Annotated in this window: 25 protein-coding genes and 1 tRNA gene; 9 read left to right on the forward strand and 17 right to left on the reverse strand. The window is 62.3% G+C overall.

Annotated features, from left to right (window positions below):
• Positions 1–206 precede the first annotated feature (206 nt).
• The gene (locus LPA36_RS17250; protein ID WP_228879071.1) at positions 207–518 is read left to right on the forward strand and encodes a hypothetical protein; all 312 of its coding nucleotides are present in this window, start codon (positions 207–209) and stop codon (positions 516–518) included.
• 210 nt (positions 519–728) lie between these two features.
• On the opposite strand, the gene LPA36_RS17255 is transcribed toward LPA36_RS17250, so the two are convergent.
• Positions 729–974 (reverse strand): hypothetical protein, encoded by a 246-nt coding sequence (locus LPA36_RS17255; RefSeq protein WP_228879073.1) that lies wholly within the window; start codon positions 972–974, stop codon positions 729–731.
• Between the two features lie 194 nt (positions 975–1,168).
• Between LPA36_RS17255 and LPA36_RS17260 the strand changes: the two genes are divergently transcribed.
• Both LPA36_RS17260 and LPA36_RS17265 read left to right on the forward strand, forming a co-directional pair.
• The gene (locus LPA36_RS17260; protein ID WP_228879076.1) at positions 1,169–1,477 is read left to right on the forward strand and encodes a DUF2288 domain-containing protein; all 309 of its coding nucleotides are present in this window, start codon (positions 1,169–1,171) and stop codon (positions 1,475–1,477) included.
• 71 nt (positions 1,478–1,548) lie between these two features.
• Positions 1,549–2,916 carry an MATE family efflux transporter gene (locus tag LPA36_RS17265; RefSeq protein WP_407674303.1) on the forward strand — a complete coding sequence of 456 codons (1,368 nt, stop codon included), beginning with the start codon at positions 1,549–1,551 and terminating at the stop codon, positions 2,914–2,916.
• 44 nt (positions 2,917–2,960) lie between these two features.
• Here the strand turns inward: LPA36_RS17265 and LPA36_RS17270 are convergent, their stop codons facing one another.
• The gene (locus LPA36_RS17270) at positions 2,961–3,146 is read right to left on the reverse strand and encodes a hypothetical protein (RefSeq protein WP_228879081.1); all 186 of its coding nucleotides are present in this window, start codon (positions 3,144–3,146) and stop codon (positions 2,961–2,963) included.
• A 179-nt stretch (positions 3,147–3,325) separates the two neighbouring features.
• Here LPA36_RS17270 and LPA36_RS17275 point away from each other — a divergent pair, with 179 nt between their 5' ends.
• Together LPA36_RS17275 and LPA36_RS17280 are read left to right on the forward strand one after the other, a co-directional pair.
• Complete coding sequence (locus LPA36_RS17275; protein WP_228879086.1) at positions 3,326–3,499, forward strand: hypothetical protein; 174 nt, start codon at positions 3,326–3,328, stop codon at positions 3,497–3,499.
• Positions 3,500–4,028: 529 nt separating this feature from the next.
• A complete protein-coding gene (locus LPA36_RS17280; RefSeq protein WP_228879088.1) occupies positions 4,029–4,187 on the forward strand; it encodes a DUF3309 family protein in 159 nt (52 codons plus the stop codon).
• 102 nt (positions 4,188–4,289) lie between these two features.
• Here LPA36_RS17280 and LPA36_RS17285 read toward each other — a convergent pair.
• Positions 4,290–4,366, reverse strand: a tRNA-Pro gene (locus LPA36_RS17285).
• A 209-nt stretch (positions 4,367–4,575) separates the two neighbouring features.
• Here LPA36_RS17285 and sixA point away from each other — a divergent pair.
• Both sixA and LPA36_RS17295 read left to right on the forward strand, forming a co-directional pair.
• Positions 4,576–5,034, forward strand: a complete 459-nt coding sequence (sixA, locus tag LPA36_RS17290) for a phosphohistidine phosphatase SixA (protein ID WP_228879091.1) — start codon at positions 4,576–4,578, stop codon at positions 5,032–5,034.
• A 130-nt stretch (positions 5,035–5,164) separates the two neighbouring features.
• Positions 5,165–5,983, forward strand: a complete 819-nt coding sequence (locus LPA36_RS17295) for a GNAT family N-acetyltransferase (protein ID WP_228879093.1) — start codon at positions 5,165–5,167, stop codon at positions 5,981–5,983.
• Positions 5,984–6,107: 124 nt separating this feature from the next.
• On the opposite strand, the gene ppx is transcribed toward LPA36_RS17295, so the two are convergent.
• The gene (gene ppx, locus LPA36_RS17300; protein WP_228879094.1) at positions 6,108–7,688 is read right to left on the reverse strand and encodes an exopolyphosphatase; all 1,581 of its coding nucleotides are present in this window, start codon (positions 7,686–7,688) and stop codon (positions 6,108–6,110) included.
• 203 nt (positions 7,689–7,891) lie between these two features.
• Between ppx and ppk1 the strand changes: the two genes are divergently transcribed.
• Positions 7,892–9,955 (forward strand): polyphosphate kinase 1, encoded by a 2,064-nt coding sequence (ppk1, locus tag LPA36_RS17305; RefSeq protein WP_228879097.1) that lies wholly within the window; start codon positions 7,892–7,894, stop codon positions 9,953–9,955.
• A 42-nt stretch (positions 9,956–9,997) separates the two neighbouring features.
• Here ppk1 and phoR read toward each other — a convergent pair whose 3' ends face one another.
• The 11 genes from phoR to LPA36_RS17360 all read right to left on the reverse strand — a co-directional run bounded on the left by phoR (position 9,998) and on the right by LPA36_RS17360 (position 22,226).
• Entirely contained in the window at positions 9,998–11,311 is a 1,314-nt protein-coding gene (phoR, locus tag LPA36_RS17310; protein WP_228879100.1) for a phosphate regulon sensor histidine kinase PhoR, read from the reverse strand.
• Positions 11,312–11,414: 103 nt separating this feature from the next.
• Entirely contained in the window at positions 11,415–12,116 is a 702-nt protein-coding gene (gene phoB / locus LPA36_RS17315) for a phosphate regulon transcriptional regulator PhoB (protein ID WP_228879101.1), read from the reverse strand.
• Positions 12,117–12,143: 27 nt separating this feature from the next.
• The gene (phoU, locus tag LPA36_RS17320; RefSeq protein ID WP_228879114.1) at positions 12,144–12,848 is read right to left on the reverse strand and encodes a phosphate signaling complex protein PhoU; all 705 of its coding nucleotides are present in this window, start codon (positions 12,846–12,848) and stop codon (positions 12,144–12,146) included.
• A 68-nt stretch (positions 12,849–12,916) separates the two neighbouring features.
• Positions 12,917–13,765, reverse strand: coding sequence for a phosphate ABC transporter ATP-binding protein PstB (gene pstB, locus LPA36_RS17325; RefSeq protein WP_228879117.1), 849 nt, complete (start codon positions 13,763–13,765; stop codon positions 12,917–12,919).
• Between the two features lie 22 nt (positions 13,766–13,787).
• On the reverse strand, positions 13,788–14,681 hold the full coding sequence (pstA, locus tag LPA36_RS17330; protein ID WP_228879119.1) for a phosphate ABC transporter permease PstA: 894 nt from the start codon (positions 14,679–14,681) through the stop codon (positions 13,788–13,790).
• Complete coding sequence (gene pstC, locus LPA36_RS17335; RefSeq protein WP_228879121.1) at positions 14,678–15,691, reverse strand: phosphate ABC transporter permease PstC; 1,014 nt, start codon at positions 15,689–15,691, stop codon at positions 14,678–14,680. The genes pstA and pstC overlap by 4 nt, the downstream gene beginning before the upstream one ends.
• A gap of 118 nt (positions 15,692–15,809) precedes the next feature.
• Complete coding sequence (pstS, locus tag LPA36_RS17340; protein ID WP_228879124.1) at positions 15,810–16,841, reverse strand: phosphate ABC transporter substrate-binding protein PstS; 1,032 nt, start codon at positions 16,839–16,841, stop codon at positions 15,810–15,812.
• A 279-nt stretch (positions 16,842–17,120) separates the two neighbouring features.
• Positions 17,121–18,479, reverse strand: a complete 1,359-nt coding sequence (glmM, locus tag LPA36_RS17345) for a phosphoglucosamine mutase (protein ID WP_228879127.1) — start codon at positions 18,477–18,479, stop codon at positions 17,121–17,123.
• Between the two features lie 37 nt (positions 18,480–18,516).
• A complete protein-coding gene (folP, locus tag LPA36_RS17350; protein WP_407674298.1) occupies positions 18,517–19,383 on the reverse strand; it encodes a dihydropteroate synthase in 867 nt (288 codons plus the stop codon).
• 106 nt (positions 19,384–19,489) lie between these two features.
• Positions 19,490–21,373, reverse strand: a complete 1,884-nt coding sequence (ftsH, locus tag LPA36_RS17355; RefSeq protein ID WP_228879131.1) for an ATP-dependent zinc metalloprotease FtsH — start codon at positions 21,371–21,373, stop codon at positions 19,490–19,492.
• 190 nt (positions 21,374–21,563) lie between these two features.
• On the reverse strand, positions 21,564–22,226 hold the full coding sequence (locus tag LPA36_RS17360) for an RlmE family RNA methyltransferase (protein WP_228879134.1): 663 nt from the start codon (positions 22,224–22,226) through the stop codon (positions 21,564–21,566).
• 183 nt (positions 22,227–22,409) lie between these two features.
• Here LPA36_RS17360 and LPA36_RS17365 point away from each other — a divergent pair, with 183 nt between their 5' ends.
• Entirely contained in the window at positions 22,410–22,940 is a 531-nt protein-coding gene (locus tag LPA36_RS17365) for a YhbY family RNA-binding protein (RefSeq protein ID WP_228879137.1), read from the forward strand.
• A gap of 72 nt (positions 22,941–23,012) precedes the next feature.
• Here the strand turns inward: LPA36_RS17365 and LPA36_RS17370 are convergent, their stop codons facing one another.
• Positions 23,013–23,525: a DUF4149 domain-containing protein gene (locus tag LPA36_RS17370; protein ID WP_228879733.1), complete on the reverse strand. Its 513-nt coding sequence runs from the start codon at positions 23,523–23,525 to the stop codon at positions 23,013–23,015.
• Positions 23,526–23,547: 22 nt separating this feature from the next.
• Positions 23,548–24,024: a transcription elongation factor GreA gene (greA, locus tag LPA36_RS17375; protein WP_228879139.1), complete on the reverse strand. Its 477-nt coding sequence runs from the start codon at positions 24,022–24,024 to the stop codon at positions 23,548–23,550.
• Positions 24,025–24,150 lie beyond the last annotated feature (126 nt).

Here is a 24,150-nt window from a genome sequence, read left to right on the forward strand (position 1 = left end):
GCACAGGCATCGGGTTTGCTGCGATGGGCGTCGTCAGGTGCATCGCAGCGACCCGTTCGCCGCGCCCGATGAAAGATGTATGAAAGGTCAGCCTGAACGGCCTTGCACTGGCTCCGCGATGTGTGCGGGGAACCCCGCGCGTATCTGAACGATCCATTCTCAAGGGACGCGGCAACCGGCTGCGTCCGATAACAGGAAAATCTGCGATGAAAAGCGCACTCGCCATGGCGGCCGGACTGGCCGTCCTGACACTCGCGGGCCTCGCGGGCTGCTCCACCTCATCGACGCTCACCTATCTGCCGAGCGGCGAAACCGGCTTCGCGATCAACTGCAGCGGCAGCGATGCCAGCGAAAGCTGGGGCGAATGCTACAAGAAGGCCGGCGAAGCATGCGGCGCATACGGCTACGACGTGATCTCGAAAGACGTCGACAACGGCGCCACCTCGGGCGGCTCGCTCGGAGGCATTTTCGGCGCGAACGTGAAGAACCGCTCGATGGTCATCCGTTGCAAGCAGTGATGCCCGCACGCGTGATCGTTACCGGATCGCGCAATAAAAAAGAGCCCGGCACGAGGCCGGGCTAACGGGGGTTCGGCGCATATCGGCAAAGGACCGGTTCACCATGCGCCGAAACGAAATCTAGCAACGCGCCTATACCGACGCAATCGATTAATTATGCGAATAGTGTTACTCGGCGCACTGAGTGACGCCGGGCCAAACATGGCACGTTCAATTTAGCAAGCCGAAGCATCCGCAATGCTGCGTCGCAGCGGGGTTTTCACCCTCTTCCATGACCATGCCAATATGCCTCGACGGCCGCACCAGGCTTGCTTCTACGCCGTCCAGCGGCAGACGCGAAACGGCCGGTGAAATCAACTGCAAAAAGCGTCGCAGGTCATTTATTTTGCGATAACCTGCCTGTTTGAACCTTGGTGCGCCAACGCACTCTTTGATCAATTTAATGGCTAAATGCAATCGCGCACTCTACGGTTTTCCGTGCATTTTGTATTGATCAGATTAAATGTCGGCGGCATCGCATTTGTTTAAATGGCAGATAAAAGAACGACGTTAATTATCGGGCTCGCAACGCGGCGCCCGACGACGGTGCGAAAGCGGCGTCGTGACGATGGTTTATAGTGTCGGCCGCCAGTCCTGTTTCCCGATATCCCATGACTTCCCCTGACGCAACCCACAGCCCGCTCTATCTGAAACTCCTCGCCGAAACCGCGAAGATCGGCTGGCCCGAACTCGAACGTTTCTTTGCACGCGGTATTCTGCTGCGTGTAGTGCGCGACCTCGACCTCGTGAGCGTCGCCGAAGCCATCGCCAGCGACGACACCGCGCAGGTCACGCAGTGGCTCTCAGCGGGTCTCGTGGAACGCGTGCAGGCCGACACCGCCGCTGACTTCGCAGCCCGCGACCCGGACCTGTGGGCGGTCGTCGTCTCGCCGTGGGTCTGCGTGCAGGAACGCGGTTGAGCACCAGGGACGACACGCACGATGCGGCGCCGGCGCAGCCCGGTGTCGTTGCGGCAACGGCACCGGAGACAATCGCTGGCGCTGACGCCATTGCACCCGGCGCGCCGGCTGAAGCCGTCCCCGTGCGCTGGCATCGCCGCGTTCTCACGCTCGCTTTTCCTATCGTCCTTGCGAATCTGACGCAGCCGATTCTCGGCGCGGTCGATACGGCCGTCGCCGGTCATCTGGAGAGTGCGTCATATCTTGGCGGCGTTGCGCTCGGCGGCCTCTTTTTCAGCTTCGTGTTCTGGGGTTTCGGCTTCCTGCGGATGGGGACGACCGGGCTCGTCGCGCAGTCGTTCGGTGCGAACGATGCAGCGGGCCTGAGGATGAACATCATCCGCGCGCTCATGCTGGCGTTCTTGATCGGCGCCACGGTGCTGGCACTGCAGGTGCCGCTCATCGGCTACGCGTTGCGCGCGATTGGCGGCAGCGACGCGGTGCAGCTGCATGCCCGCGTCTATTGCCATGCGCGCATCTGGGCGGCGCCCTTTGCACTCGCGAACTACGTCGTGCTCGGCTGGCTGCTCGGCACGCAGCGCGTGCGCCTCGCACTCGTCACACAGGTCTTTATCAACGCGGTGAACATCGTCGCCGTACTGCTCTTTGTCTACGGATTCGGCTGGGGTATCGCCGGGATCGGCGCGGCGACGGCCGCCGCCGATGCGCTCGGCTTCGTGCTCGGCGCGGCGCTCATGTGGCATCTGCGGCCACGCGGGTTGCCCGCACCCGATCGCGCGGCGCTCCTCGACGCGGCGGCGCTCAAACGGCTCGTCGCGATCAACCGCGACATCTTCGTACGCACGCTGTGTCTGCTTGGCGCGTTCGGCTGGTTCGCGCACCTCGGCGCGCGCCAGGGCGACGCGACGCTCGCCGCCAACGCACTGCTGCTCAATTTCCAGACGTTCATGGCGTACGGGCTCGACGGCTTCGCGCACGCGGCCGAAGCGCTCGTCGGCGCGGCAATCGGGGCGCGCGAGCGCAGCGCGTTCCGCCAGTCCGTCAAGGTGACGATGCTGTGGTCGACGCTCGGCGCACTCGGTTTTTCGGTCGCGTACTGGACGGGCGGTGCGTGGATCGTCGAGCGCCTGACCGATCAGCCAGCCGTGCGCCTCGCGGCGGAAACGTATCTGCCGTGGGCTGCACTGTCGCCGGTGATTTCGGTCTGGGGCTTCCTGCTCGATGGCGTGTTCATCGGCGCGACGCGCACGCATGAACTGATGAAGGCGATGGCCGTGTCGCTGACCGTGTTCGTGCTCGCATCGTGGGCGCTGATGGGCCCGCTCGGCAATCACGGCCTGTGGATCGCCCTGCTCATTTTCATGTTCGCGCGCGGCGCGACCTTGCTGCGCTACCTGCCGCGCGTGGCGGCAGGCATCGCACCCGCTGGCGCCGTTTAACCCGGCTCCAGCGGGCCGCGTTCAACGAAAACAGTTACGCGCGCCTACTTCGGTACGGCGGGCGCGCTGGACGGCGCCGGCGTATCGAGCATTGAAGGTGGACGGTCGTCGGTCGGCACGCCGTGGTAATCCTGCGGATCCTTGGGCGGTGTCTTGTGATGGTCGTTGGTGGCGCTTGCGCACCCGGTCAGGGCGGACAACAGCAGGGCAATCAGGATCGTGCGATTCATGGACTCTCGGAAGCAGCGGAAAACGTGAGACGCGCCGATACGGCACATCGTTGAACGGTCCGACAGTCTACCTGTAACGTGTTTTCGCCGACGGAATGCGTGCAGTGCACAATGGCTCCCCGCTTCGCGATGGCTGGACTACTATGTACGCATGGCTGCAATCGTCAAAGGAGGCTGCCATGGACGCTGAATCAATCGCGGGGCTGATTGGCCTCGCTATCGGCTTGCTCGTGCTGGTTGCGCTATCGGTCTTCGAATCGCGAACCTATCGGCGCGAACACAGCGGTGAAGGCATGCTGCATCACTGGCTCGCTGGACATCACGTGCTGGACCGTCTGCACCGCAGACGTTGAGCGTCGGCTCATCGCGCGGAAGGCTCTCTTCCGCGCGCACCGGTTCTATCTTCTGACCCGCTTCGCGCGTGCATCATTGTCTGGCGCGGGTTTGCTGCTGCGCGGCCTGCGTGGCGTTCGTCTCTTCCCGTCAGCCCTTGCCGGCCTGTGCGCCCGACTTTCTTCGTCTGGCTCCTGCTAGCCGGTATTGTTTCGCCCCTTCTCCGTCTTCAGGCGCGCACGCCGATCAATGAGGGTTAACGCGCGCATCCTTGTTACCCGGCTCATGCAGGAAGTGCCGTCGCCTGACAATCTGCAGACACCGATGCTCCGATTCACCGACAGGTCGTCGATGGGGAATGAGCACGCCCGCAGCCCATTGCTGCGGCTCTGGCACGCCATTCACATGTTTGGCACATCGATTGCTAGCTGGAGCATGGAGTGGCTTCCCGGCCATCCGCAACGCCATTCGATCGCCTCGCCACCGTGCCCTGGGGCACGGGATCTGCGGCGGCGCGATGTTCCCCGGCCAGTATCAAGGAGACGTGAAATGACCATCGGAACCATCCTGCTGATCGTGCTGATCCTGCTGCTGATCGGCGCACTTCCCACATGGCCGCACAGCCGCGAATGGGGCTATCGGCCAACCGGGTTGCTTGGCATCGTTCTGATCGTGGTAATCGTGTTGCTGTTGATGGGGAGACTCTGAGAGAGGTTCAACAGACCATCAGGCCCACACCACAAAAAGCTAAAACCCGCGAAGCCTGACGGCCACGCGGGTTTTCTTGTGATGCATGTTGCTGCTATTCGTTGGTCGGAGCGAAAGGATTCGAACCTTCGACCCTCTGATCCCAAATCAGATGCGCTACCAGGCTGCGCTACGCTCCGACGAATCCGAGACTATATAGGGGTCCCGACACCCCGTCAATCTTTAATCCAGCCGGACGCAGGGAAGGTTCGGCTTGCCGCACGCAGCGCGAACGTGCGACAGTCGCGACAGGTCACAACAAGACGTAACGGCGCGTGCATATGCAACACGTGAGACGCAGCCGGATTACTTCAAGACTGCAACACGCTGCATGCGACAGGAGACGACGATGAATCTCATTCTCTGGCGACACGCCGAAGCCGAAGACGCCGCCTCGAGCGATCTCGCGCGGCAACTCACCGTCCGCGGCCGCAAGCAGGCGCAAGGCATCGCGAAATGGCTGCGCACGCGCCTCGACGACGACGCGGTCATTCTCGTCAGCCCCGCCGTGCGCACGGTGCAAACCGTCGAGCCGCTGACGGACCAGTACCGCGTCGTGCGCGAACTCGCGCCTGGCGGGCGCGCGAACGATGTGCTTGCCGCTGCCGGCTGGCCCGAAGGCATCGCGCCGACTGTCGTGATCGTCGGTCATCAACCGACGCTCGGCCAGGTCGCAGCACTGTTGTTATCCGGCAATGCAACGAGCTGGCCGGTGAAAAAAGCCGGCCTGTGGTGGCTCACAAACCGCGAACGCGCCGGCGACGAACAGGTCGTCCTGCGGGCCGTGATGAGCCCGGATCTGCTCTGATCCCTACAAACTCCACGCGACGCGCTTACGACGCGTCATCGAATCGTCATCGCTTTGCCATGCGAGCGTCACCGGGCGTTACTACATTGGCGAAAAAACGGACTCCTCCTTTTTTCACCAGGAACGCCCCATGCGAGAACTGCCGACGCCTACCCTGCCTTTCGCTTCGATCCTGTCCGAACCGCGCCGCCGTCTGCCGCGCGCGGAAGAAACAGTCACCGCACAGCATCGTCTGCGCGTCACCTGGGCCTGGACCGACGAAGAACTGCGCGAGGCTCAGCGTTTGCGCTACCGCGTATTCGCCGACGAAATGGGCGCGCATCTGCGTGGCCCCGCCGGCCTCGACGTCGACGCGTTCGATTCATATTGCGACCATCTGCTCGTCCGCGACCTCGACACGCTGAAAGTTGTCGGCACCTATCGCGTGCTGCCGCCGCACCAGGCAGCGCGCATCGGTCGCCTCTACGCGGAAAGCGAATTCGATGTGTCGCGCCTCACGCATCTGCGCTCGAAGATGGTTGAAGTGGGCCGCTCGTGCGTGCATCCCGACTACCGCAGCGGCTCGGTCATCATGTCGCTGTGGGGTGGGCTCGCCGCCTACATGATGCAGAACGGCTACGAGACGATGCTCGGCTGCGCAAGCGTTTCGATGACGGACGGCGGACGCTACGCGTCGAATCTGTACGTCACGCTGCGCGAGAACGCGCTCACCGCGCCGGAGTATCGCGCGTTCCCGCATACGCCGCTGCCGGTCGACGAACTCCAGACCGGCGTCGACGTCGCACCGCCGCCGCTCGTCAAAGGGTATCTGCGCCTCGGCGCGAAAATCTGCGGCGCGCCGGCATGGGATCCTGACTTCAACACGGCCGACTTCCTCACACTCTTCCGTCTGTCGGACATCAACGCGCGTTACGCGAAGCACTTCCTCGGCGATATGCTGTCGCGCTGAGCGCGTCGGTCACGCGCCAGGCAAAGCACGCAAAAAAAATGGCAGACCGGTGATGGTCTGCCATTTTTGCAATCGCAATTGAAGCTTCGCACGCGCCTGCGCGATAAAACACGTGTTACCTGAATCAATCGTCCGTATAAACGACGCGATACGGAATCCCAACCTTTTCCCACTCCGCGGCTTCCTGAATCAGGCTGTAGTCGGTGAGCGGATTGTTCGCGACCCACTCGCTCGGCAGACGCACCTCATAGCCGCCGTTCGCCTGCGCGACCAGAATGCCAGGCAAACCGACGTCGGCGCGGCGGCGGCACAGCAGCGACGCAAGCCGCAGGCAGAACAGCAACGGCCACTCCACTTCGCGCGTCTGCGAGAGCTTGCCGAGTTTGCCGGCGTGACCCAGCACGAGCGCGGCGAGCCGCGCCTGGTCTGTGCGCGAAAAGCCGGGCATGTCCGCGTTGCTCGCGATATACGCGGAATGCTTGTGATACGCGCTATGTGAAATCGATAGCCCGATTTCATGCAGCGAAGCAGCCCAGCCGAGGAACATGCGGTTTTCCGCACGGCGCTCGTCATCGTCTTCCTGAAGCTGGTCGTAGAAACGCACCGCCAGCTCGCCAATCCGCCCCGCCTGCGCACGATCGACGCCATAGCGGCGCATGAAGCCTTCCGCCGTGACCGTACGCATGTCTTCGTGCTGCGAGCGCCCCAGCAGGTCGTACAGCACGCCGAGACGCAATGCGCCGTCGGTCGTATCGACGTAGTCGATGCCGAGCTCGTCGAACACGGCGATCATGATCGACAGACCGCCCGCCAGCACCGGAACACGGTCGGCCTTCAGCGCGACGAGCTTCAGCCGGTTGACGTTCTCCGCCTTGATCAGCGCACGTTTGAGCTTTTCGAGGCCGCCGCGCGAAATGCCATGCGTGACGCCCGGATCGTTGAAATTGTTGGCTTCGACGAGTTCGGCCAGCGCGCGGGCCGTGCCCGACGAACCGATCGCCTGGTCCCAGCCGGTCTGCTTGTAGTCGCTCGAAATGATCTGGATTTCGCGGCGCGCGGCGAGTTCGGCCTGACGCATCGTGTAATCGTCGACATTGCCTGCGGGAAAAAACGCGCGGCTATGGCTCACGCAACCGATATACAGGCTTTCCATGCGGATCGGCGTGTAGTGCGAGCCGATGATGAATTCCGTCGAGCCACCGCCGATGTCCACCACGAGCCGTTGCCCGGCGCTCGCTGGCACGGAGTGTGCTGCGCCCGCATAGATGAGACGCGCTTCCTCACGCCCCGCGATCACTTCGATGGGAAACCCGAGTGCGGCTTCGGCCTCGCCCAGAAATTCACCCGCATTCTTCGCGATGCGAAGCGTGTTGGTGGCGACGGCACGAACGTGGTCAGGATGAAAATCGCGCAGGCGTTCGCCGAAACGCTTCAGCGCGTCCCAGCCGCGCACCTGCGAGGCGCGGTCGAGCATCTTGTCGCGCGACAGTCCGGCCGCGAGGCGCACGGCTTCACGCAACGCGTCGACCTGATAGATCTGGCTACCGGCTTCGGTTTCTTCCACGCGACCCACGATCAGACGGAAGCTGTTCGAGCCCATGTCCACGGCGGCGAGGAGTTGCGGCGTATTGACCATCGATTGAGCAGACTCCATGCGCGCAAGCGCAGCGGCCTTGCTGGCTGCGGCGCTGTTCAAAGACGCCATTTTAAGCGTACTGGTCCTCACGGTGTCACCCTTCGCGGTTGTGGGTGCGCTATGGTCCCATATACACTGGGTCGAATTCACGACAGAGACCCGATACGGCGTAGAATTTATGACATTCGTGAATGTCATAAGAACGTCATCATACTGTGAGAATTTCCGAGCGTCCTTTCGAGTCACCAACCGACAATCCATTCTCGCTGCCGATGTCCATCCGCTACCCTCTTCTGAATCGCGAACTGGGCATTCTAGGTTTCAACGAGCGAGTTCTGGCGCAAGCCGCGGACCCCGCCGTGCCGTTGCTGGAACGCCTGCGCTTTATCTGTATCACCAGTAGCAACCTCGATGAATTTTTCGAGGTCCGGATGGCCGGTCTGCACGAGCAGATGCGCGACAACCCAGGCGCGCCCTCGCCCGATGGCATGTCGCTGCAGCACGTGTACGACCTCGTGGTCGAGCGCGCGCAGAAGCTCGTGCACCGCCAGTACACGATGCTGCACGACACCGTGCTCACCGCCCTTGAGGAAGAAGGCATCTATTTCCACGGCACCGAAGCGTGGAACGAGGCGCAGACCGAATGGGCGCGCAACTACTTCTTCGACGAACTGCTGCCGGTGCTGACGCCAATCGGCCTCGATCCCGCACATCCGTTCCCGCGCGTGCTGAACAAGAGCCTGAACTTCGTCGTCGAGCTGGAAGGCAAGGACGCGTTCGGCCGCCAGGCGATGATGGGCATCGTACAGGCGCCGCGTGCGCTGCCGCGGCTCGTGCGCATGCCGCAGGAACTGTCCGGCTATCCGCACGGCTTCGTGCTGCTCAGCTCGCTCCTGCAACGCTTCGTGAACGAACTGTTCCCGAACCTCATCGTGCGCAGTTGCAATCAGTTTCGCATCACGCGCAACAGCGAACTCTTCGTCGACGAAGACGAAATCACCAACTTGCGTGTCGCGCTGCAGGGTGAACTGCCCGCGCGGCATCTCGGCAATGCGGTGCGACTCGAAGTGTCAGCGGAAACGCCGCCGCATATCGCGCGCCGTCTGCTCGACGAAAGCGACCTCTCCGAGAAAGACTGCTATTTCGTCGACGGCCCGGTCAATCTTGTGCGGCTGATGCAGTTGCCCGAGATGGTCGACCGTCCCGATCTCAAGTTCGTCCCGCATATTCCGGCCACGCCGAAGCAGATTGCCAGCAGTGCCACCCTTTTCGACGTAATCGATCAGGGCGACGTGCTGCTGCATCATCCGTACGAGAGCTTCCAGCCGGTGCTCGAACTGCTGCTGCAGGCGGCGAAAGACCCGAACGTGGTCGCGATCAAGCAGACGATCTATCGCACCGGCACCGATTCGCCGCTGATGGACGCGCTCATGCAGGCCGCGCGCAACGGCAAGGAAGTGACCGTGGTCGTCGAACTGCTCGCGCGCTTCGACGAAGAGACGAACATCAACTGGGCGTCGCAGCTCGAAGCCGTGGGCGCGCACGTCGTGTATGGCGTGGTCGGCCACAAGTGTCACGCGAAGATGATGCTGATCGTGCGGCGCGTCTCGATGAACGGCAAGTCGACGCTCAAGCGCTATGCCCACCTCGGCACGGGCAACTATCATCCGCGCACGGCGCGTCTTTATACCGACTTCGGCCTGATGACCGCCGACCAGAAAATCTGCGAAGACGTGCATCATGTCTTCCAGCAACTGACAGGTATCGGCGGCGAACTGAAACTGCATGAACTATGGCAATCGCCGTTCACGCTGCATCCGAAGCTCGTGGAAGCAATCCGCACCGAAGCCGATCACGCGCGCGCGGGCCGCAAGGCGCGCATCGTCGCGAAGATGAACGCGCTGCTGGAACCGACCGTCATCGCGGAACTGTACGAAGCGTCGCGCGCGGGCGTGAAAATCGATCTGATCGTGCGCGGCGTATGTTCGTTGCAGCCGGGCGTGCCCGGGCTGTCGGAGAACATCACGGTGCGCTCGATTGTCGGGCGGTTCCTCGAACATCATCGCATTTACTACTTCTATGCGAATGGCGAGGAACAGGTCTATCTGTCGAGCGCCGACTGGATGGATCGCAACTTCTTCCGTCGGGTTGAAGTGGCGTTTCCGGTCAACAACCGGCGTCTGAAGCGGCGTGTGATTGCAGAAGGTCTGTCGGCGTTTCTCGGCGATAACCAGACCGCATGGCTGATGCAAAGCGACGGTCACTATCGTCGGCGCCGGCCGGGGAAATCGTCGCGCAATGCACAGATGAGCCTGCTGACGCGCTTCTGCTCGTAGCATGTGTGAAGGCAGCGCCTGAGCGACAACGCTGCCTTCGTTTCAGGCCGGCGCGGGCTGCCGCCGCGCCGTGCGCGACACCGGAAAGCGCACCGTGAACGTACTGCCGCGCCCCACTTCGCTTTTCACTTCCAGTTGCGCATCGTGCCGTTGCAGCACGTGCTTGACGATGGCAAGGCCAAGGCCCGTGCCTCCCGTATCGCGCGAGCGGCTGCGATCGACACGATAGAACCGCTCCGTCAGGCGCGGAATATCGGATGCGGGAATGCCCAGGCCGCTATCGGTGACGGAAAACACCGCAGTGCCGCCCATCGGCCGCCAGTCGACGTGAATCTTGCCGCCGTCCGGCGTGTAGCGGATCGCGTTCGTCACGAGATTGCCGAGCGCGCTCAGGATTTCCGTTTCGACGCCCGTGACTGTGAGCCCTTCGTCCACATTGAACGTGATGATGTGCCGATCGCCCGACAGGTTTTCCGCGTCGTCCTGTATGTGACGGATCACCGCACGCATGTCGACCATCTGCTCGCTGGGCGGCTTGTTATCGCCTTCAAGCGTGGCGAGCACCAGCAGGTCGCTCACGATATGCCGCATGCGCAAGGCCTGCTGCTCCATCAGTTCCAGATAGCGCGAACGCTCGGCCTCGGAGAGCGGCAACTCGCGCATTGTCTCGAGAAAGCCCGAGAGCACGGTAAGCGGCGTTTTCAGTTCGTGCGACACGTTCGCAACGAAATCGCGCCGCATTGCGTCGGTCCGTTCGAGTTCGGTAATGTCCTGTGAGAGTACGAGCTTGCGGTTCTCGCCGTACGGAAACACCTGCACGGAAAGCACGTTCTGCCGCTTCTCGCCCATGCCGCGCATGATCAGCATCTCGTCATAGAGATGCGAGTTCAGGTATTTGACGAACTCCGGCTGACGCACGAGGTGTGTGATGTGCTGGCGCAGATCGCGCTTCGCGTCGAGACCGAAATGGAGTTCGGAAATTGCGTTGCACCACTCGATCTGATCGTGATCGTCGAGCATCGCGACGCCGTTTGGCGACGCCTGAATGGCCTGGATAAAACGCGAATGCTGCTGCTCGACCTGACGCACCTGCGCATGCCAGCGCTTGGCGAGCTTGTGCAGCCGGTAATAGATTTCGCCCCAGACGCCCGGTGCGCTCGGCACCTCGCCATATACGGGCGCGTCGAGCAGACGCCACAGACGCTGCTTGTGGAACGTGCTGAAGCACGTTTGCGCGCCAAGCACGATAACCGCGAGGATCAGTGCCGCGTTCACGTTCACGAGCATGCCAACGCCTGCACATGCGATCGCGAGCAGCACCAGCGACACGATGGAGCGCGCCCAGATGACGTTCATGTTCTACCGATCGAAGAGAGGTTCAGGCGCGCCGCGAAGGAACCCTCGCAGCGCTGCACGTGACTGCCGGCGTGCCCGGGATTCTACCCGTCACGCGCGACTGTCAGGCGCTTTTCGCAAGCCGGTAACCGCTGCCGCGCACCGTTTCAATCATAGCATCGCACCCTGCCGGCTTGAGTGCCGCGCGCAGGCGCTTGATGTGCACATCGACTGTGCGTTCTTCGACGAACACATGATCGCCCCACACCTGATCGAGCAGTTGCGTACGGCTATGCACGCGCTCCGGATGTGTCATGAAGAAATGCAGCAGACGGAATTCGGTCGGACCGAGGTCAAGCTTGATCTCGCTGCCTTCGGCATGCGCGGCTACGCGATGCGTCGCCGGATCGAGCTTGAGACCGTTGATCGCGACGAGATCTTCGGTGAGCTGCGGCGCGCGACGGCGCAGCACGGCCTTGATCCGCGCCATCAGTTCCTTCGGCGAGAACGGCTTGGTGACGTAGTCGTCGGCGCCGATTTCGAGGCCGAGCACCTTGTCCTGCTCATCGCCGCGGGCGGTCAGCATGATGATCGGAATGTGCTTCGTGCGCTCGTTGTTGCGCAGGTCGCGTGCGAAGGCGATGCCCGACTTGCCCGGCAACATCCAGTCGAGCAGGACGAGATCGGGCAGCACATCGCTGATCAGATTCGCCGCCTGCTCTGCGTTGTAAGCGCGGATCGGGCAATGTCCCGCGTGCTGGAGATTCACCGAAATCAGTTCGGAAATAGCGGGCTCGTCTTCAATGACGAGAATGCTGCTGGGCATCGGCACCTCGGTATCCTTGTGACGGGGTTAGCTAAGCGCTTCGCGTTCGAGCGCGTCGCGCGACTTGTGTCGCACGTCCGTACCCTTCACGATGTAAATGATGAATTCGGCGATGTTCTTCGCGTGGTCGCCGATCCGCTCGATCGCCTTCGCGATGAACAGAAAATCGAGGCCGACCGAAATCGAGCGCGGATCTTCCGTCATGTATGAAATCAGCTTGCGTACGAACGCGCGGAATTCCTCGTCGATCGCCTTGTCGTCGCGCACGATCTGCGCGGCGGCCACCGTGTCGAGGCGCGCGAACGCATCGAGCGCGCGGCGCAGGATGGTGACGGCCATTTCGCCCGACAGCTTTATTTCGGCGATGTTGATCGTGCGCGATGCGCCGTCTTCCATCAGACGCTTCGTGCGCTTCGCGATCTTTTCGGCTTCGTCGCCGGCGCGTTCGAGATTCGTGATGGTCTTCGAAATCGCGATCAGAAGACGCAGGTCACGTGCTGCCGGCTGACGGCGCGCGATGATGTTGCTGCACTCTTCGTCGATATCGACTTCCATCTTGTTCAGGCGCTCCTCGGCCGCGATCACCTGCTCGGCGATATCGAGGTCGAAGTTGTTCAGCGCTTCCATCGCCTTCACGATCTGCGATTCAACAAGGCCGCCCATTTCGAGCACCTTCGATGAAACGAGGTTCAGATCGGCGTCGAACTGGCTGGAAAGGTGTTTGTCGGACATGTCTTGCTCCTGGTGCGCGTTGCGTCGCGCTCTTGTGCTGCGCTTTGACTGCGGCGTACGCTACGGGATCAGCCGAAGCGACCGGTAATGTAGTCTTCCGTTTCCTTGCGGACCGGCTTGATGAAGATCTTTTCGGTGTCGCCGAATTCGATCAGTTCGCCAAGGTACATATAGGCAGTGTAGTCCGAACAACGCGCAGCCTGCTGCATGTTGTGGGTGACGATCACCACCGTGTAGTCGCTCTTCAGTTCCGCGATCAGTTCTTCGATACGGCCCGTCGAGATCGGGTCAAGCGCCGAGCACGGCTCGTCGAGCAGCAGCACTTCCGGACGGATCGCAATGCCGCGCGCGATACACAGACGCTGCTGCTGGCCTCCCGACAGACCGTAGCCGCTCTGGCCCAGCTTGTCCTTCACTTCGTTCCACAGCGCCGCTTTCGTCAGCGCCCATTCCACGCGGTCGTCCATTTCCGAACGCGACAGCGATTCGAACATCTTCACGCCAAACGCGATGTTGTCGTAGATCGACATCGGGAACGGCGTCGGCTTCTGGAACACCATGCCGATACGTGCGCGCAGCAGCGAGATATCGCGTTTTGACGTCAGCAGGTTTTCGCCGTCCATCAGGATTTCGCCTTCCGCGCGCTGCTCCGGATACAGCGCATACATCTTGTTGAACGTGCGCAGCAGCGTGGACTTGCCGCAACCCGACGGGCCGATGAACGCGGTCACCTTGCCTTCTGGAATGCGCAGGTTGATGTTCTTCAGCGCGTGGTACTTGCCGTAGAAGAAGTTCAGGTCGTTGACCTCGATCTTCGGCGCGGCCGGCGCGAGCGCACCGTCGCCCTCTACGGGACCGGAGCCGGCGGGTGCCGCGGCACGCGCGGCGGTGTTGATGTGACTTTCTGCCATATTCATCGGATGACTCCGCCGTAACTCATTACTTGTTCGAGAAGACCGTACGCGCGAGGATGTTCAGACCGAGCACCCCGAGCGTGATCAGGAACACACCCGCCCATGCGAGCGATTGCCATTGCGCAAACGGGCTCATCGCGAACTTGAAGATCGTGACGGGCAGGTTGGCAACCGGCTGGTTCATGTTCCACGTAAAGAACTGGTTCGACAGCGCTGTGAAGAGCAGCGGCGCTGTTTCACCGGCAATCCGCGCGACGCCCAGCAACACGCCCGTCACGATGCCCGCGATCGACGCCTTCAGCGTGATCGACATCACCATCTTCCACTTCGGCGTGCCGAGTGCGAAGGCGGCTTCGCGCAACGCGTTCGGCACCAGCTTCAGCATGTTTTCGGTTGTGCGGATCACGATCGGAATCTGCAGCAGCGCGAGCGCAACCACACCGGCCCAGCCGCTGAAATGCCCGAGTTTCGCGACCATCAGCGCGTACACGAAGAGGCCGACAACAATCGAAGGCGCCGACAGCAGGATGTCGTTGATGAAGCGCGTGATGCCCGCAAGCCAGCCCTTCTGACCGTATTCCGCGAGATAGACGCCAGCCAGAATGCCGATCGGCGTGCCGATGAAGGTGGCGAGCAGCACCAGCATCAGGCTGCCGACGATCGCGTTCGCGAGACCGCCGCCATCGGTATTCGGGGGCGGTGTCGACTGCGTGAAGAGTTCCACCGACAGGCCGCCGATGCCGAGACGCAGCGTCGTGTACAGAATCCAGATGAGCCACAGCAGGCCGAACGCCATTGCACCCAGCGAGAGCGTCAGCGCGACCGCATTGGTCCCGCGGCGGCGGCGCTGCAGGCGATTGCGCATCGCTTCGAGCGCGACGTCATCGGTCGAACCCGGCATATTCAGGGGCTGGCTCATTTCGCGCCCTCCGCTTTTTCGAGGCGAAGCAGCATGAGCTTCGAGATCGCCAGCACGATAAACGTGATCACGAACAGAATCAGGCCGAGTTCCATCAACGCGGCCGTATGCAGCCCCGGGCTCGCTTCGGCGAACTCGTTGGCAAGCGCGGACGTAATGCTGTTGCCCGGCGAAAAGAGCGACACGTTATCGAGCAGATTGGTGTTGCCGATCACGAACGTGACGGCCATCGTTTCACCGAGCGCGCGACCGAGACCGAGCATCACGCCGCCGATCACACCGCTCTTCGTGAACGGCAGGACGATCTTCCACATCACTTCCCACGTGGTGCAGCCGATGCCGTACGCCGATTCCTTCAGCAGCACGGGCGTGACTTCGAACACGTCGCGCATCACCGATGCGATGTACGGAATGATCATGATCGCGAGAATCACGCCGGCACACAGGATGCCGATGCCGATCGGCGGGCCGCTGAAGAGCGCGCCGACGTACGGAATACCGCCTAGCAGATGGCCGAGCGGCTTTTCGAAGTATTCGGCAAAGATCGGCGAGAAAATCAGCAGACCCCACATGCCGTACACAATCGACGGAATCGCGGCGAGCAGTTCGATCGCGATGCCGAGCGGCCGGCGCAGCCATGCGGGCGAGAGTTCAGTCAGGAACAGTGCGATACCAAAGCTCACCGGCACCGCGATGATCAGGGCAATGATCGACGTGGCGATCGTGCCGTAAATCGGAACGAGCGCGCCGAACTTCTCGCTGGGTGGATCCCAGTCGGAGGTCCAGAGGAAGCTCAGGCCGAATTTCTGGATCGTGGGCATCGAAGCCACGATCAGCGACACGATAATGCCACCGAGCAGCAATAACGTGACGATAGCGGCGGCACGGGTGAGGCCGCCAAAAATGACATCGCCGGCGCGACTGGGCGCTTTCTGCGCTGTGCTGCCAGGCGGATTCGAACGGGGCGCGCTGGCCTGAGGCGTGCCAGATGCGAGAGGAAGGTCGGACATGTCAGCCTTGGGAGCCTGTGATTCCTGAAGCTGCGCGGCACGATGCCGCCACAGCCATCACTGCAAAACCGCCCGGCCTCACACGAGGCCGGGCGGGCACATCGTCAGACGATACAGCTTACTCCGCGAGCGTCTTGCCCGAAGCGTCCTTCACCTTCGACTTCCACTGCGTGCGGATTTCCGACACAACCGATTCCGGCAGCGAGATGTAGTCCAGATCGTTCGCAGCCTGCGAGCCGTTCTTGAACGCCCAGTCGAAGAACTTCAGCGTTTCGGTGCCTTGCGGCCCCTTGTCCTGCGTCGTGTGCAACAGCACGAACGTTGCGCCGACGATCGGCCATGCATTCTTGCCCGGCTCGTTCGTCAGGATCTGGTAGAACGACTTCGACCAGTCCGCGCCAGCCGCTGCGGCCTTGAACGTCTCCGTTTGCGGCTCGACCACCGTGCCAGCGGAGTTCTTCAGGCCGACGTACGTCATGTGGTTTTGCTTCGCATACGCCCATTCCACGTAGCCGATTGCGCCCGGCAGACGTTGCACGAAGGCTGCGACGCCGTCGTTGCCCTTGCCGCCCGTACCCGTCGGCCAGTTGACCGTCGAACCTTCGCCGACCTTCGCCTTCCAGTCTGCGTTGACCTTCGACAGGTAGTTCGTCCAGATGAAGCTCGTGCCCGAACCATCGGCGCGGCGAACCACGGCGATGTCGGTATCCGGCAGCTTCGCCTTCGGGTTCAGCGCAGCGATCGCCGGGTCGTTCCACTTCTTGATCTTGCCGAGGTAGATGTCGCCGAGCACTTCGCCCGACAGCGTCAGTTCAGCCGGCTTCACGCCCGGGATGTTCACAACCGGCACCACACCGCCGACTACCGTCGGAAACTGGAACAGGCCTTCTTTCGCGAGTTCGTCGTCCTTCAGCGGCGCGTCCGAGCCGGCGAAATCGACCGTCTTCGCGACGATCTGCTTCACGCCACCCGACGAACCGATACCTTGATAATTGACCTTGCCGCCGCCCGTCTTCGCGTAGGCGTCAGCCCACTTCGTGTAGATCGGTGCTGCGAACGTGCTGCCCGCGCCGGTGATATCGGTGGCGTGCGCTGCGATCGCGAAGAGCGCGCCAGCCATGCCAGCAAACGCGGTGTGCATCAATTTCATTGAGACCTCCAGGGTGTGAGCGGATTACACGACACCGCGAAGGATAGGGTCTCTCTGTGACAGTAACGTGACTTTACGTGAAACGTACGTGACAGTGGGATTACGGGGATGAAAGCAAGGCTGGCAGCGGCTGTGGCGGGGGTTCGTGGCGGCGCTTGGGCCACGGATGTGATGCTGAATCCGCAGCGGCCGGCTGTTGAAGCCGGGTTGAATCACTGAAAATCTGTCCGGCAAGGGGGCGGCCCCTTGCCGGATTTTGTCTGGCCTGACGAGAACGTTTTACGTTGCGGCCTGCTTGACGACGTCCGCGATCGCTTCAGCATGTTGCACCGCGTCACGCTCGTGTCGTGCCTCGACCATTACGCGTAGAACCGGCTCCGTGCCGGAGGCGCGGATCAGCACGCGGCCACTGCCCTCCAGCGCGCCTTCGGCCGCCTGGATGGCCTGCTGGATCGCTGTATTGCTCTTCCAGTCCGCGTCGGGCTTCATCCGGACGTTGATCAGCTTCTGCGGGAAGAGCGTCACGCCGTGGAGCAGTTCGGCGAGCGACTTGCCGCTGCGTTGCATCGCGGCCAGCACGAGCAGCGCCGAGACGATGCCGTCGCCGGTCGAATGACGGTCCAGCGAGAGGATGTGACCTGAACCTTCCGCGCCAAGCTGCCAGCCGTGCTCGCGCAACTGCTCAAGCACATAACGGTCTCCGACCGCCGCGCGCACGAACTTGACGCCCGTCTGTTTGAGCGCGACCTCGACGGCCAGATTGGTCATCAGCGTTCCGACTGCACCTTCGACCTTGCCGTCGGTCGCGATCCGGTCCTGCACGAGCACGTACAGCAGCTCATCGCCGTTGTAGAGGCGGCCCGACGAATCGACGATCTGCAGGCGGTCCGCGTCGCCATCGAGCGCGATCCCGAGATCCGCGCGATTCGCCCGCACCGCGCGCACGAGTGCGTCAGGCGCGGTCGCGCCGACGCCGTCGTTGATGTTGAAGCCGTTCGGCGCGACGCCGATCGGAATCACGTCCGCGCCGAGTTCGTGGAAAACGTGGGGCGCGACGTCATAGGCCGCGCCGTGCGCGCAATCGATGACGAGCTTCATGCCCCGCAGGTCGTACGCCGCCGGGAACGTGCTCTTGCAGAACTCGATGTAGCGGCCCGCCGCGTCATCGAGCCGGCGCGCCTTGCCGAGCCGCTCCGACGCCGCGCAGTCGAGCGGCTGGTCGAGTTGCTCTTCGATCTGCGATTCGACTTCGTCGGGCAGCTTGTTGCCGTCGGCGGAGAAAAACTTGATGCCGTTGTCGTAGTACGGATTGTGCGACGCGCTGATCACGACGCCCGCCGCCAGACGCAGCGCCCGCGTCAGATACGCGATGCCGGGCGTCGGCATCGGGCCGGCCAGCATCACATCAACACCCGCCGCCGAAAAACCCGCTTCCAGCGCGGCCTCGAGCATGTAGCCCGAAACGCGTGTGTCCTTGCCGATCAGCACGGTGGGACGCGTGCCCGTTTTTGCCCAGCGATCCGCGCCGGCCAGCACCTTGCCGGCCGCATAGCCGAGGCGCAATACAAAGTCCGGCGTGATCGGCGCTTCGCCGACCTTGCCTCGAATTCCGTCAGTCCCAAAAAAGCGACGTGCCATTGCCTGATGCCCTCTTTAATACAAATGTGTTGCGTTGTTAGTTGCGACGTGCGGCGTCGCGCAGTGCCGACCAGACCTTCAGCGCGTCAACGGTCTGGGCAACGTCGTGCACGCGGATGATCGCTGCGCCCCGCTCCGCCGCGCAGACGGCCGCCGCGACACTCGCCGCGACACGCTCGGGCGCGGGGCGCCCGGTGACGGCGCCAAGCATCGACTTGCGCGACATGCCAGCGAGTATGGGATACGGCGTGTCACTGCGTGGCGCCGTATCGCGCAAAGCCGCCAGCAGCGCGTAGTTGTGTTCGATCACGGCTTTCCCGAAGCCAAAGCCAGGATCGACGCTGATCCGCGCTTTCGCGACGCCCGCTGCGGTCAGCGCGCCGACGCGCTCTTCGAGAAACTCACGTACCTCACGCACTACGTCGTCGTAGGCAGGCTCGCCGGTCTGCATGGTCTGCGGCTCGCCGAGCATGTGCATCACGCACAGGCCGCACTGGCTGTCGCGGACGGCGTCGATTGCGCCCGGCATGCGAAAGCCCCAGATGTCGTTGATCAGGTCCGCACCGGCCGCCAATGCGTGCCGCATGACTTCCGGCTTGTACGTGTCGACCGACAGCGGCACGTTTGCGCCGCGCAGCTGCTCGATCAGCGGAATCACCCGTTCGAGTTCCTCGTCGAGCGGCACGGGCGGCGCGCCCGGTCGCGTCGATTCGCCGCCGATATCGATGATGTCCGCACCGTCGAGCAGCATCCGCTCTGCCTGGCGCAACGCGTCCGCCTGCGCGGCAAAGAGCCCGCCGTCGGAAAATGAATCCGGCGTGACGTTCAGAATGCCCATAACAAGCGGGCGTTCGAAGGACAGCGTGAACCGGCCGCATTGCATCGGCTCGGGTACGGCATGCATCAGAAGATCAGCGTTCGACACTGCAGGAAACGGCTCAAGAAGGAGAAGAAAATGCAAAACGGGCCGGTGTGAGATCACACCGGCCCGTAGCGTGTTGCGGCTCCGATCACGCCGGTGCGGTTGCGCCTGGCTTGACTTCGGTGCCGGTGCTGCCACCCGACGCGTCGCTTGCCGGGGGCGGCGAGCTCTTCGGCGAGCGCGGCGGACGGCCGGCCATGATGTCGTTGATCTGATCGGCGTCGATCGTTTCCCACTCCATCAGGGCGGCGGTCATGGCTTCGACCTTGTCGCGGTTTTCGTCGAGCAGGCGCTTCGCGAGGTTGTACTGCTCGTCGAGCACGCGGCGAATTTCAGCATCGACCTTCTGCTGCGTCGCTTCCGAAATGGTGCGCGTGAAACCACGACCAAACGGTGAAGCGTCGTTTTCGTCGTCGACATAGACCATCGGCCCCAGCGCGTCCGTCATACCGAAACGGGCGACCATGGCGCGCGCGGTGGCGGTTGCCTTGTTGAAGTCGTCCGATGCGCCCGTGCTGATCAGGTTCAGGAACAGTTCCTCGGCAACACGGCCGCCGAACAGGATCGCGAGACGGTCAAGCAGGTAATCCTTCGAGTACGTTTCGTTGTCGTGCTCGGGCAATTGCCACGTAACGCCCAGCGCGCGACCGCGCGGGATGATCGTGACCTTGTGCACCGGATCGGCCTTCGGCAACAGCTTGGCGATCACCGCGTGACCCGACTCGTGGTACGCCGTGGCGCGCTTCGCATCTTCGCGAATCACGGCCGACTTGCGCTCCGGGCCCATGAAGATCTTGTCCTTCGCGTCTTCGAAGTCGTTCATTTCGACGATGCGCTTGCCGCGACGCGCGGCAAAGAGCGCCGCTTCGTTCACGAGGTTCGCGAGATCGGCACCCGAGAAGCCCGGCGTGCCGCGCGCGATAACCGCTGCGTCGACGTCGTTCGAGATCGGCACCTTGCGCAGGTGAACCTTCATGATGTGCTCGCGACCGCGAATGTCCGGCAGACCCACATACACCTGACGGTCGAAACGGCCCGGACGCAGCAGCGCCTTGTCGAGCACGTCCGAACGGTTCGTTGCAGCGATCACGATCACGCCGGAGTTCGCTTCGAAGCCGTCCATCTCGACGAGCATCTGGTTCAGCGTCTGCTCGCGTTCGTCGTTGCCGCCGCCCATGCCGGCGCCACGATGGCGACCGACTGCGTCGATTTCGTCGATGAACACGATGCACGGTGCGTGCTTCTTCGCCTGCTCGAACATGTCGCGCACGCGGGCCGCGCCCACGCCGACGAACATTTCGACGAAGTCGGAACCCGAAATACTGAAGAACGGCACTTTCGCCTCGCCAGCAATGGCGCGCGCCAGCAGCGTCTTACCCGTGCCCGGAGGGCCGACAAGCAGCACGCCGCGCGGAATGCGACCGCCCAGCTTCTGGAATTTCTGCGGATCGCGCAGGAAATCGACGAGTTCGGAGACTTCTTCCTTGGCTTCGTCGCAACCGGCGACGTCGGTGAAATTGATGGCGTTGTTGTTCTCGTCGATCAGACGCGCGCGGGACTTGCCGAACGAGAACGCACCGCCTTTCCCGCCCCCCTGCATCTGTCGCATCATGTAGAACCAGAACCCGATGATGAGAATCGTGGGCCCGAGGTAATACAGCGCCGAGACAAGCGCGTTCGGTTCTTCATCAGCCTTGCCGCTGACCTGAACGCCGTACTTCATCAGATCGCCGACCATCCAGATGTCGCCTGGCGACACGATCTGGTATTTCTGGCCGTCTGCTGGAGTGACCGTGAGGTTCCGCCCCTGGACAATGACGTTCTTGACCTTGCCGTTCTTCGCGTCGTCCATGAACTGCGAATAGGAAACGCCTTCCTGGACACGGGGCTTGTCGAACTGCTTGAACACCGTAAACAGCACCAGTGCGATAACCAGCCACACTGCTGCCTTCGAAAACATATTGTTGTTCAAAGCACCACTCCTTCACTCATAGACGGGCGCCTACATTTGCCTTGCGGCACCACTAAGGCATTCTAATCCAGTCCGCAGACCCCTGCCATAACCATTCACTACCGCGAAAATAGCGCATCGCGCTACGCTGGCGGCGGGTTCCGGCGATCGGAAGATATTGCGCTTTCGCGTTTTACTCCCCTTCCGGCAGTCAGTTCGGACGCTTCAGATGCTTGCCCAAAATAAACGTTTCGGACGATTTATCACGGGATGCCTTCGGTTTGCGGGCAGCCACAGTTTTAAACTGCTGCTTGAACTTTTCAACAATCTGACTGTAACCACTGCCGTGAAAGCACTTGACTAAAAGGGCGCCATCCGGCTTCAGATGGTTCTGGGAGAATTCCAGCGCGAGGTCGCACACATGCTCGATCCGCGCGGCGTCCGCCAGCGCCACCCCCGACAGGTTGGGCGCCATATCCGAAATTACAAGGTCGACCTGGCGCGCACCCACCATTTCCTCAAGTTGGGCGAGCACGCTGTCCTCGCGAAAGTCGCCCTGGATGAAGTGGACATCGGCCACTGGCTCCATCGGCAGCAGGTCGAGCGCGATGATCGTGCCGTCGATACCGCCCTGCCGCTCGTCGTCGCGCTTTGCGCCCTTTGCGAGCTTGTTACGCGCGTACTGGCTCCAGCTGCCCGGCGCCGAGCCGAGATCGACGATGACCTGCCCCGGCCGGATCAGCTTGTCCTGCTCGTCGATTTCCTTCAGCTTGTAGGCCGCGCGGGCGCGATAACCCTCCCGCTGCGCCATTTTCACGTACGGATCGTTGATGTGATCGTGCAGCCACGACGTGTTGAACTTGTTTTTTGCCATTAATCGATGATCTCTTGCTGCGTGATGCCGCGCTTTTAGCGGATAATACGCGTTTAATTCGCGCGGCTGCCGCTCAATGAGCAGTGTTCCGCGCTTCCATGTTGTCCTGACGACGCGGCCTGCGCAAAAGCCGAAGCATCCAAGCTGCGGGCGCCGTCATTTTAGTCGAGTCTTCCACTTCACATGCCCGCCCTCAAAGTCTCCTCCGACCAACGCGCCGAACTGCGCTCCCAGGCTCACGCGCTCAAACCGGTCGTGCTCGTCGGCGCCGAAGGGCTGACCGACGCTGTCCTGACCGAGATCAAGGTTCACCTGAAGGCGCACCAGCTGATCAAGATCCGGGTATTCGGCGACGAACGCGAAGAACGGCTCGCAATCTACGAACAGATCTGTGACCAGCTGAACGCCGCGCCCATCCAGCACATCGGCAAGCTGCTGGTGATCTGGAAGCCGGAATCGACCCAGCCGGCCGCGAAGACGAAACGCGGTGCGCTGCCGAGTGCCCGCGAAGCTGCTGCTGAAGAGGCCAAACCCGGCAAAGGTCGCGCGCCGCGCGTCGTGAAAGTCGTGAAGCCTTCCGAAATCCCGATGCGCAAGCCGAAGGCGAAGGCGGTTGTAGTGCGCGGTAACGAACGCGTCACGCAAGGCGGCAATATCAAGCGCGCGAAGAAACGCCAGACCAGCGCGAAGCGTCAACACCAGACGTCGAAGTAACCGGGCGGGTTCGCTCGCCGCATACGGCGAGCGATTGCCGGGAAGAACGGCGCACAGGAAGAGGCGTGAAGTTCAGCCCGCGACCTTGCCCGCAGATGCATCGCGGCGCACGGCCTGCGATGCGGGCACACCGGCGCTCACCGGCAACGTCCACACAAGCGCAACACCCAGCAGGCTCTCGACCAGATAGAACAGGCTCGACACGCCGTGCAGCACGCCAAAGCGCGCCGCATATGCGGAATGACCGACATCCGTGCCGGCATTCAACGCGGCCATACGCAACGCGTCCATGAACGGCTGCAGCGCGAAATAACCCACCAGCACGCACAGCAGCATCGCGGCCGTCAGCCAGCGAAGCCGACGGTACGCGTTCTCACCGCGTCGCACGAGCACGTTGCCGAGCGCGAGCAGCAGCACGCCGCACACCGCGCCCAACACCGCCTCGATGCGGAATAACTGCGCCGCAACCGCACCAGCCGTTACACGCGGGAGTGATGCAAACAGCACAGGCGCAACGGCGTAGCCGATCGTGAACAGACTGCCGACCCATACGACAGTCAGCAGCCGGAACACACGATGAGGCATCAGCGACACGGCGCGCCCTTCTTCAAACGTAGCGAACCACGATGATTTCGTACTCGCGCACGCCGCTCGGCGCCTGCACCGATGCAACGTCGCCTTCCGACTTGCCGATCAACGCGCGTGCGATAGGCGAGCTGATCGAGATGAGGCCATGGTCGATGTCAGCCTCGTCGTCACCGACGATCTGATACGTGACGGCAGCGCCCGAATCCAGATCTTCGAGTTCGACGGTGGCGCCAAACACCACGCGCCCTTCCGCCTCGACCGCAGCCGGATCGATCACCTGTGCGCCCGCGAGTTTCGACTCGATCTCCGCGATGCGGCCTTCGATAAAACCCTGCTTTTCTTTTGCAGCGTCGTACTCGGCGTTTTCCGACAGATCGCCCTGGGCACGGGCTTCCGCGATCGAATTAATGACCGCCGGACGCTCAACCGATTTCAGGCGCTGCAATTCATCGCGCAACATTTCCGCGCCGCGCTTCGTCAATGGAACAGTGCTCATAAACAACTCTATGCAAAAAACAGCCGTAAAAAAATCACCGCGGTTAAGTGCATCCCGGAGGAACCTGGCCGGAACTGGGGCCAGTGCCTTATGGGACGCCGCTTAACCGCGGCACTTACATCTTTG

It is taken from the genome of Paraburkholderia saeva (assembly GCF_907164555.1).
Lineage (GTDB): Bacteria > Pseudomonadota > Gammaproteobacteria > Burkholderiales > Burkholderiaceae > Paraburkholderia > Paraburkholderia saeva.

Excerpts from the sequence above, each read along its gene's own strand:
- pstS (WP_228879124.1), bottom strand. The coding sequence starts at position 16,841 with ATGAAATTGATGCACACCGCGTTTGCTGGCATGGCTGGCGCGCTCTTC.
- LPA36_RS17270 (WP_228879081.1), bottom strand. The coding sequence starts at position 3,146 with ATGAATCGCACGATCCTGATTGCCCTGCTGTTGTCCGCCCTGACCGGG.
- LPA36_RS17250 (WP_228879071.1), top strand. The coding sequence starts at position 207 with ATGAAAAGCGCACTCGCCATGGCGGCCGGACTGGCCGTCCTGACACTC.
- glmM (WP_228879127.1), bottom strand. The coding sequence starts at position 18,479 with ATGGCACGTCGCTTTTTTGGGACTGACGGAATTCGAGGCAAGGTCGGC.
- phoU (WP_228879114.1), bottom strand. The coding sequence starts at position 12,848 with ATGTCCGACAAACACCTTTCCAGCCAGTTCGACGCCGATCTGAACCTC.
- folP (WP_407674298.1), bottom strand. The coding sequence starts at position 19,383 with ATGCATGCCGTACCCGAGCCGATGCAATGCGGCCGGTTCACGCTGTCC.
- LPA36_RS17260 (WP_228879076.1), top strand. The coding sequence starts at position 1,169 with ATGACTTCCCCTGACGCAACCCACAGCCCGCTCTATCTGAAACTCCTC.
- LPA36_RS17295 (WP_228879093.1), top strand. The coding sequence starts at position 5,165 with ATGCGAGAACTGCCGACGCCTACCCTGCCTTTCGCTTCGATCCTGTCC.
- LPA36_RS17275 (WP_228879086.1), top strand. The coding sequence starts at position 3,326 with ATGGACGCTGAATCAATCGCGGGGCTGATTGGCCTCGCTATCGGCTTG.
- ppx (WP_228879094.1), bottom strand. The coding sequence starts at position 7,688 with ATGGCGTCTTTGAACAGCGCCGCAGCCAGCAAGGCCGCTGCGCTTGCG.
- sixA (WP_228879091.1), top strand. The coding sequence starts at position 4,576 with ATGAATCTCATTCTCTGGCGACACGCCGAAGCCGAAGACGCCGCCTCG.
- LPA36_RS17280 (WP_228879088.1), top strand. The coding sequence starts at position 4,029 with ATGACCATCGGAACCATCCTGCTGATCGTGCTGATCCTGCTGCTGATC.
- phoR (WP_228879100.1), bottom strand. The coding sequence starts at position 11,311 with ATGAACGTCATCTGGGCGCGCTCCATCGTGTCGCTGGTGCTGCTCGCG.
- LPA36_RS17370 (WP_228879733.1), bottom strand. The coding sequence starts at position 23,525 with ATGCCTCATCGTGTGTTCCGGCTGCTGACTGTCGTATGGGTCGGCAGT.
- ppk1 (WP_228879097.1), top strand. The coding sequence starts at position 7,892 with ATGTCCATCCGCTACCCTCTTCTGAATCGCGAACTGGGCATTCTAGGT.
- phoB (WP_228879101.1), bottom strand. The coding sequence starts at position 12,116 with ATGCCCAGCAGCATTCTCGTCATTGAAGACGAGCCCGCTATTTCCGAA.
- greA (WP_228879139.1), bottom strand. The coding sequence starts at position 24,024 with ATGAGCACTGTTCCATTGACGAAGCGCGGCGCGGAAATGTTGCGCGAT.
- LPA36_RS17360 (WP_228879134.1), bottom strand. The coding sequence starts at position 22,226 with ATGGCAAAAAACAAGTTCAACACGTCGTGGCTGCACGATCACATCAAC.
- pstB (WP_228879117.1), bottom strand. The coding sequence starts at position 13,765 with ATGAATATGGCAGAAAGTCACATCAACACCGCCGCGCGTGCCGCGGCA.
- pstA (WP_228879119.1), bottom strand. The coding sequence starts at position 14,681 with ATGAGCCAGCCCCTGAATATGCCGGGTTCGACCGATGACGTCGCGCTC.
- LPA36_RS17365 (WP_228879137.1), top strand. The coding sequence starts at position 22,410 with ATGCCCGCCCTCAAAGTCTCCTCCGACCAACGCGCCGAACTGCGCTCC.
- pstC (WP_228879121.1), bottom strand. The coding sequence starts at position 15,691 with ATGTCCGACCTTCCTCTCGCATCTGGCACGCCTCAGGCCAGCGCGCCC.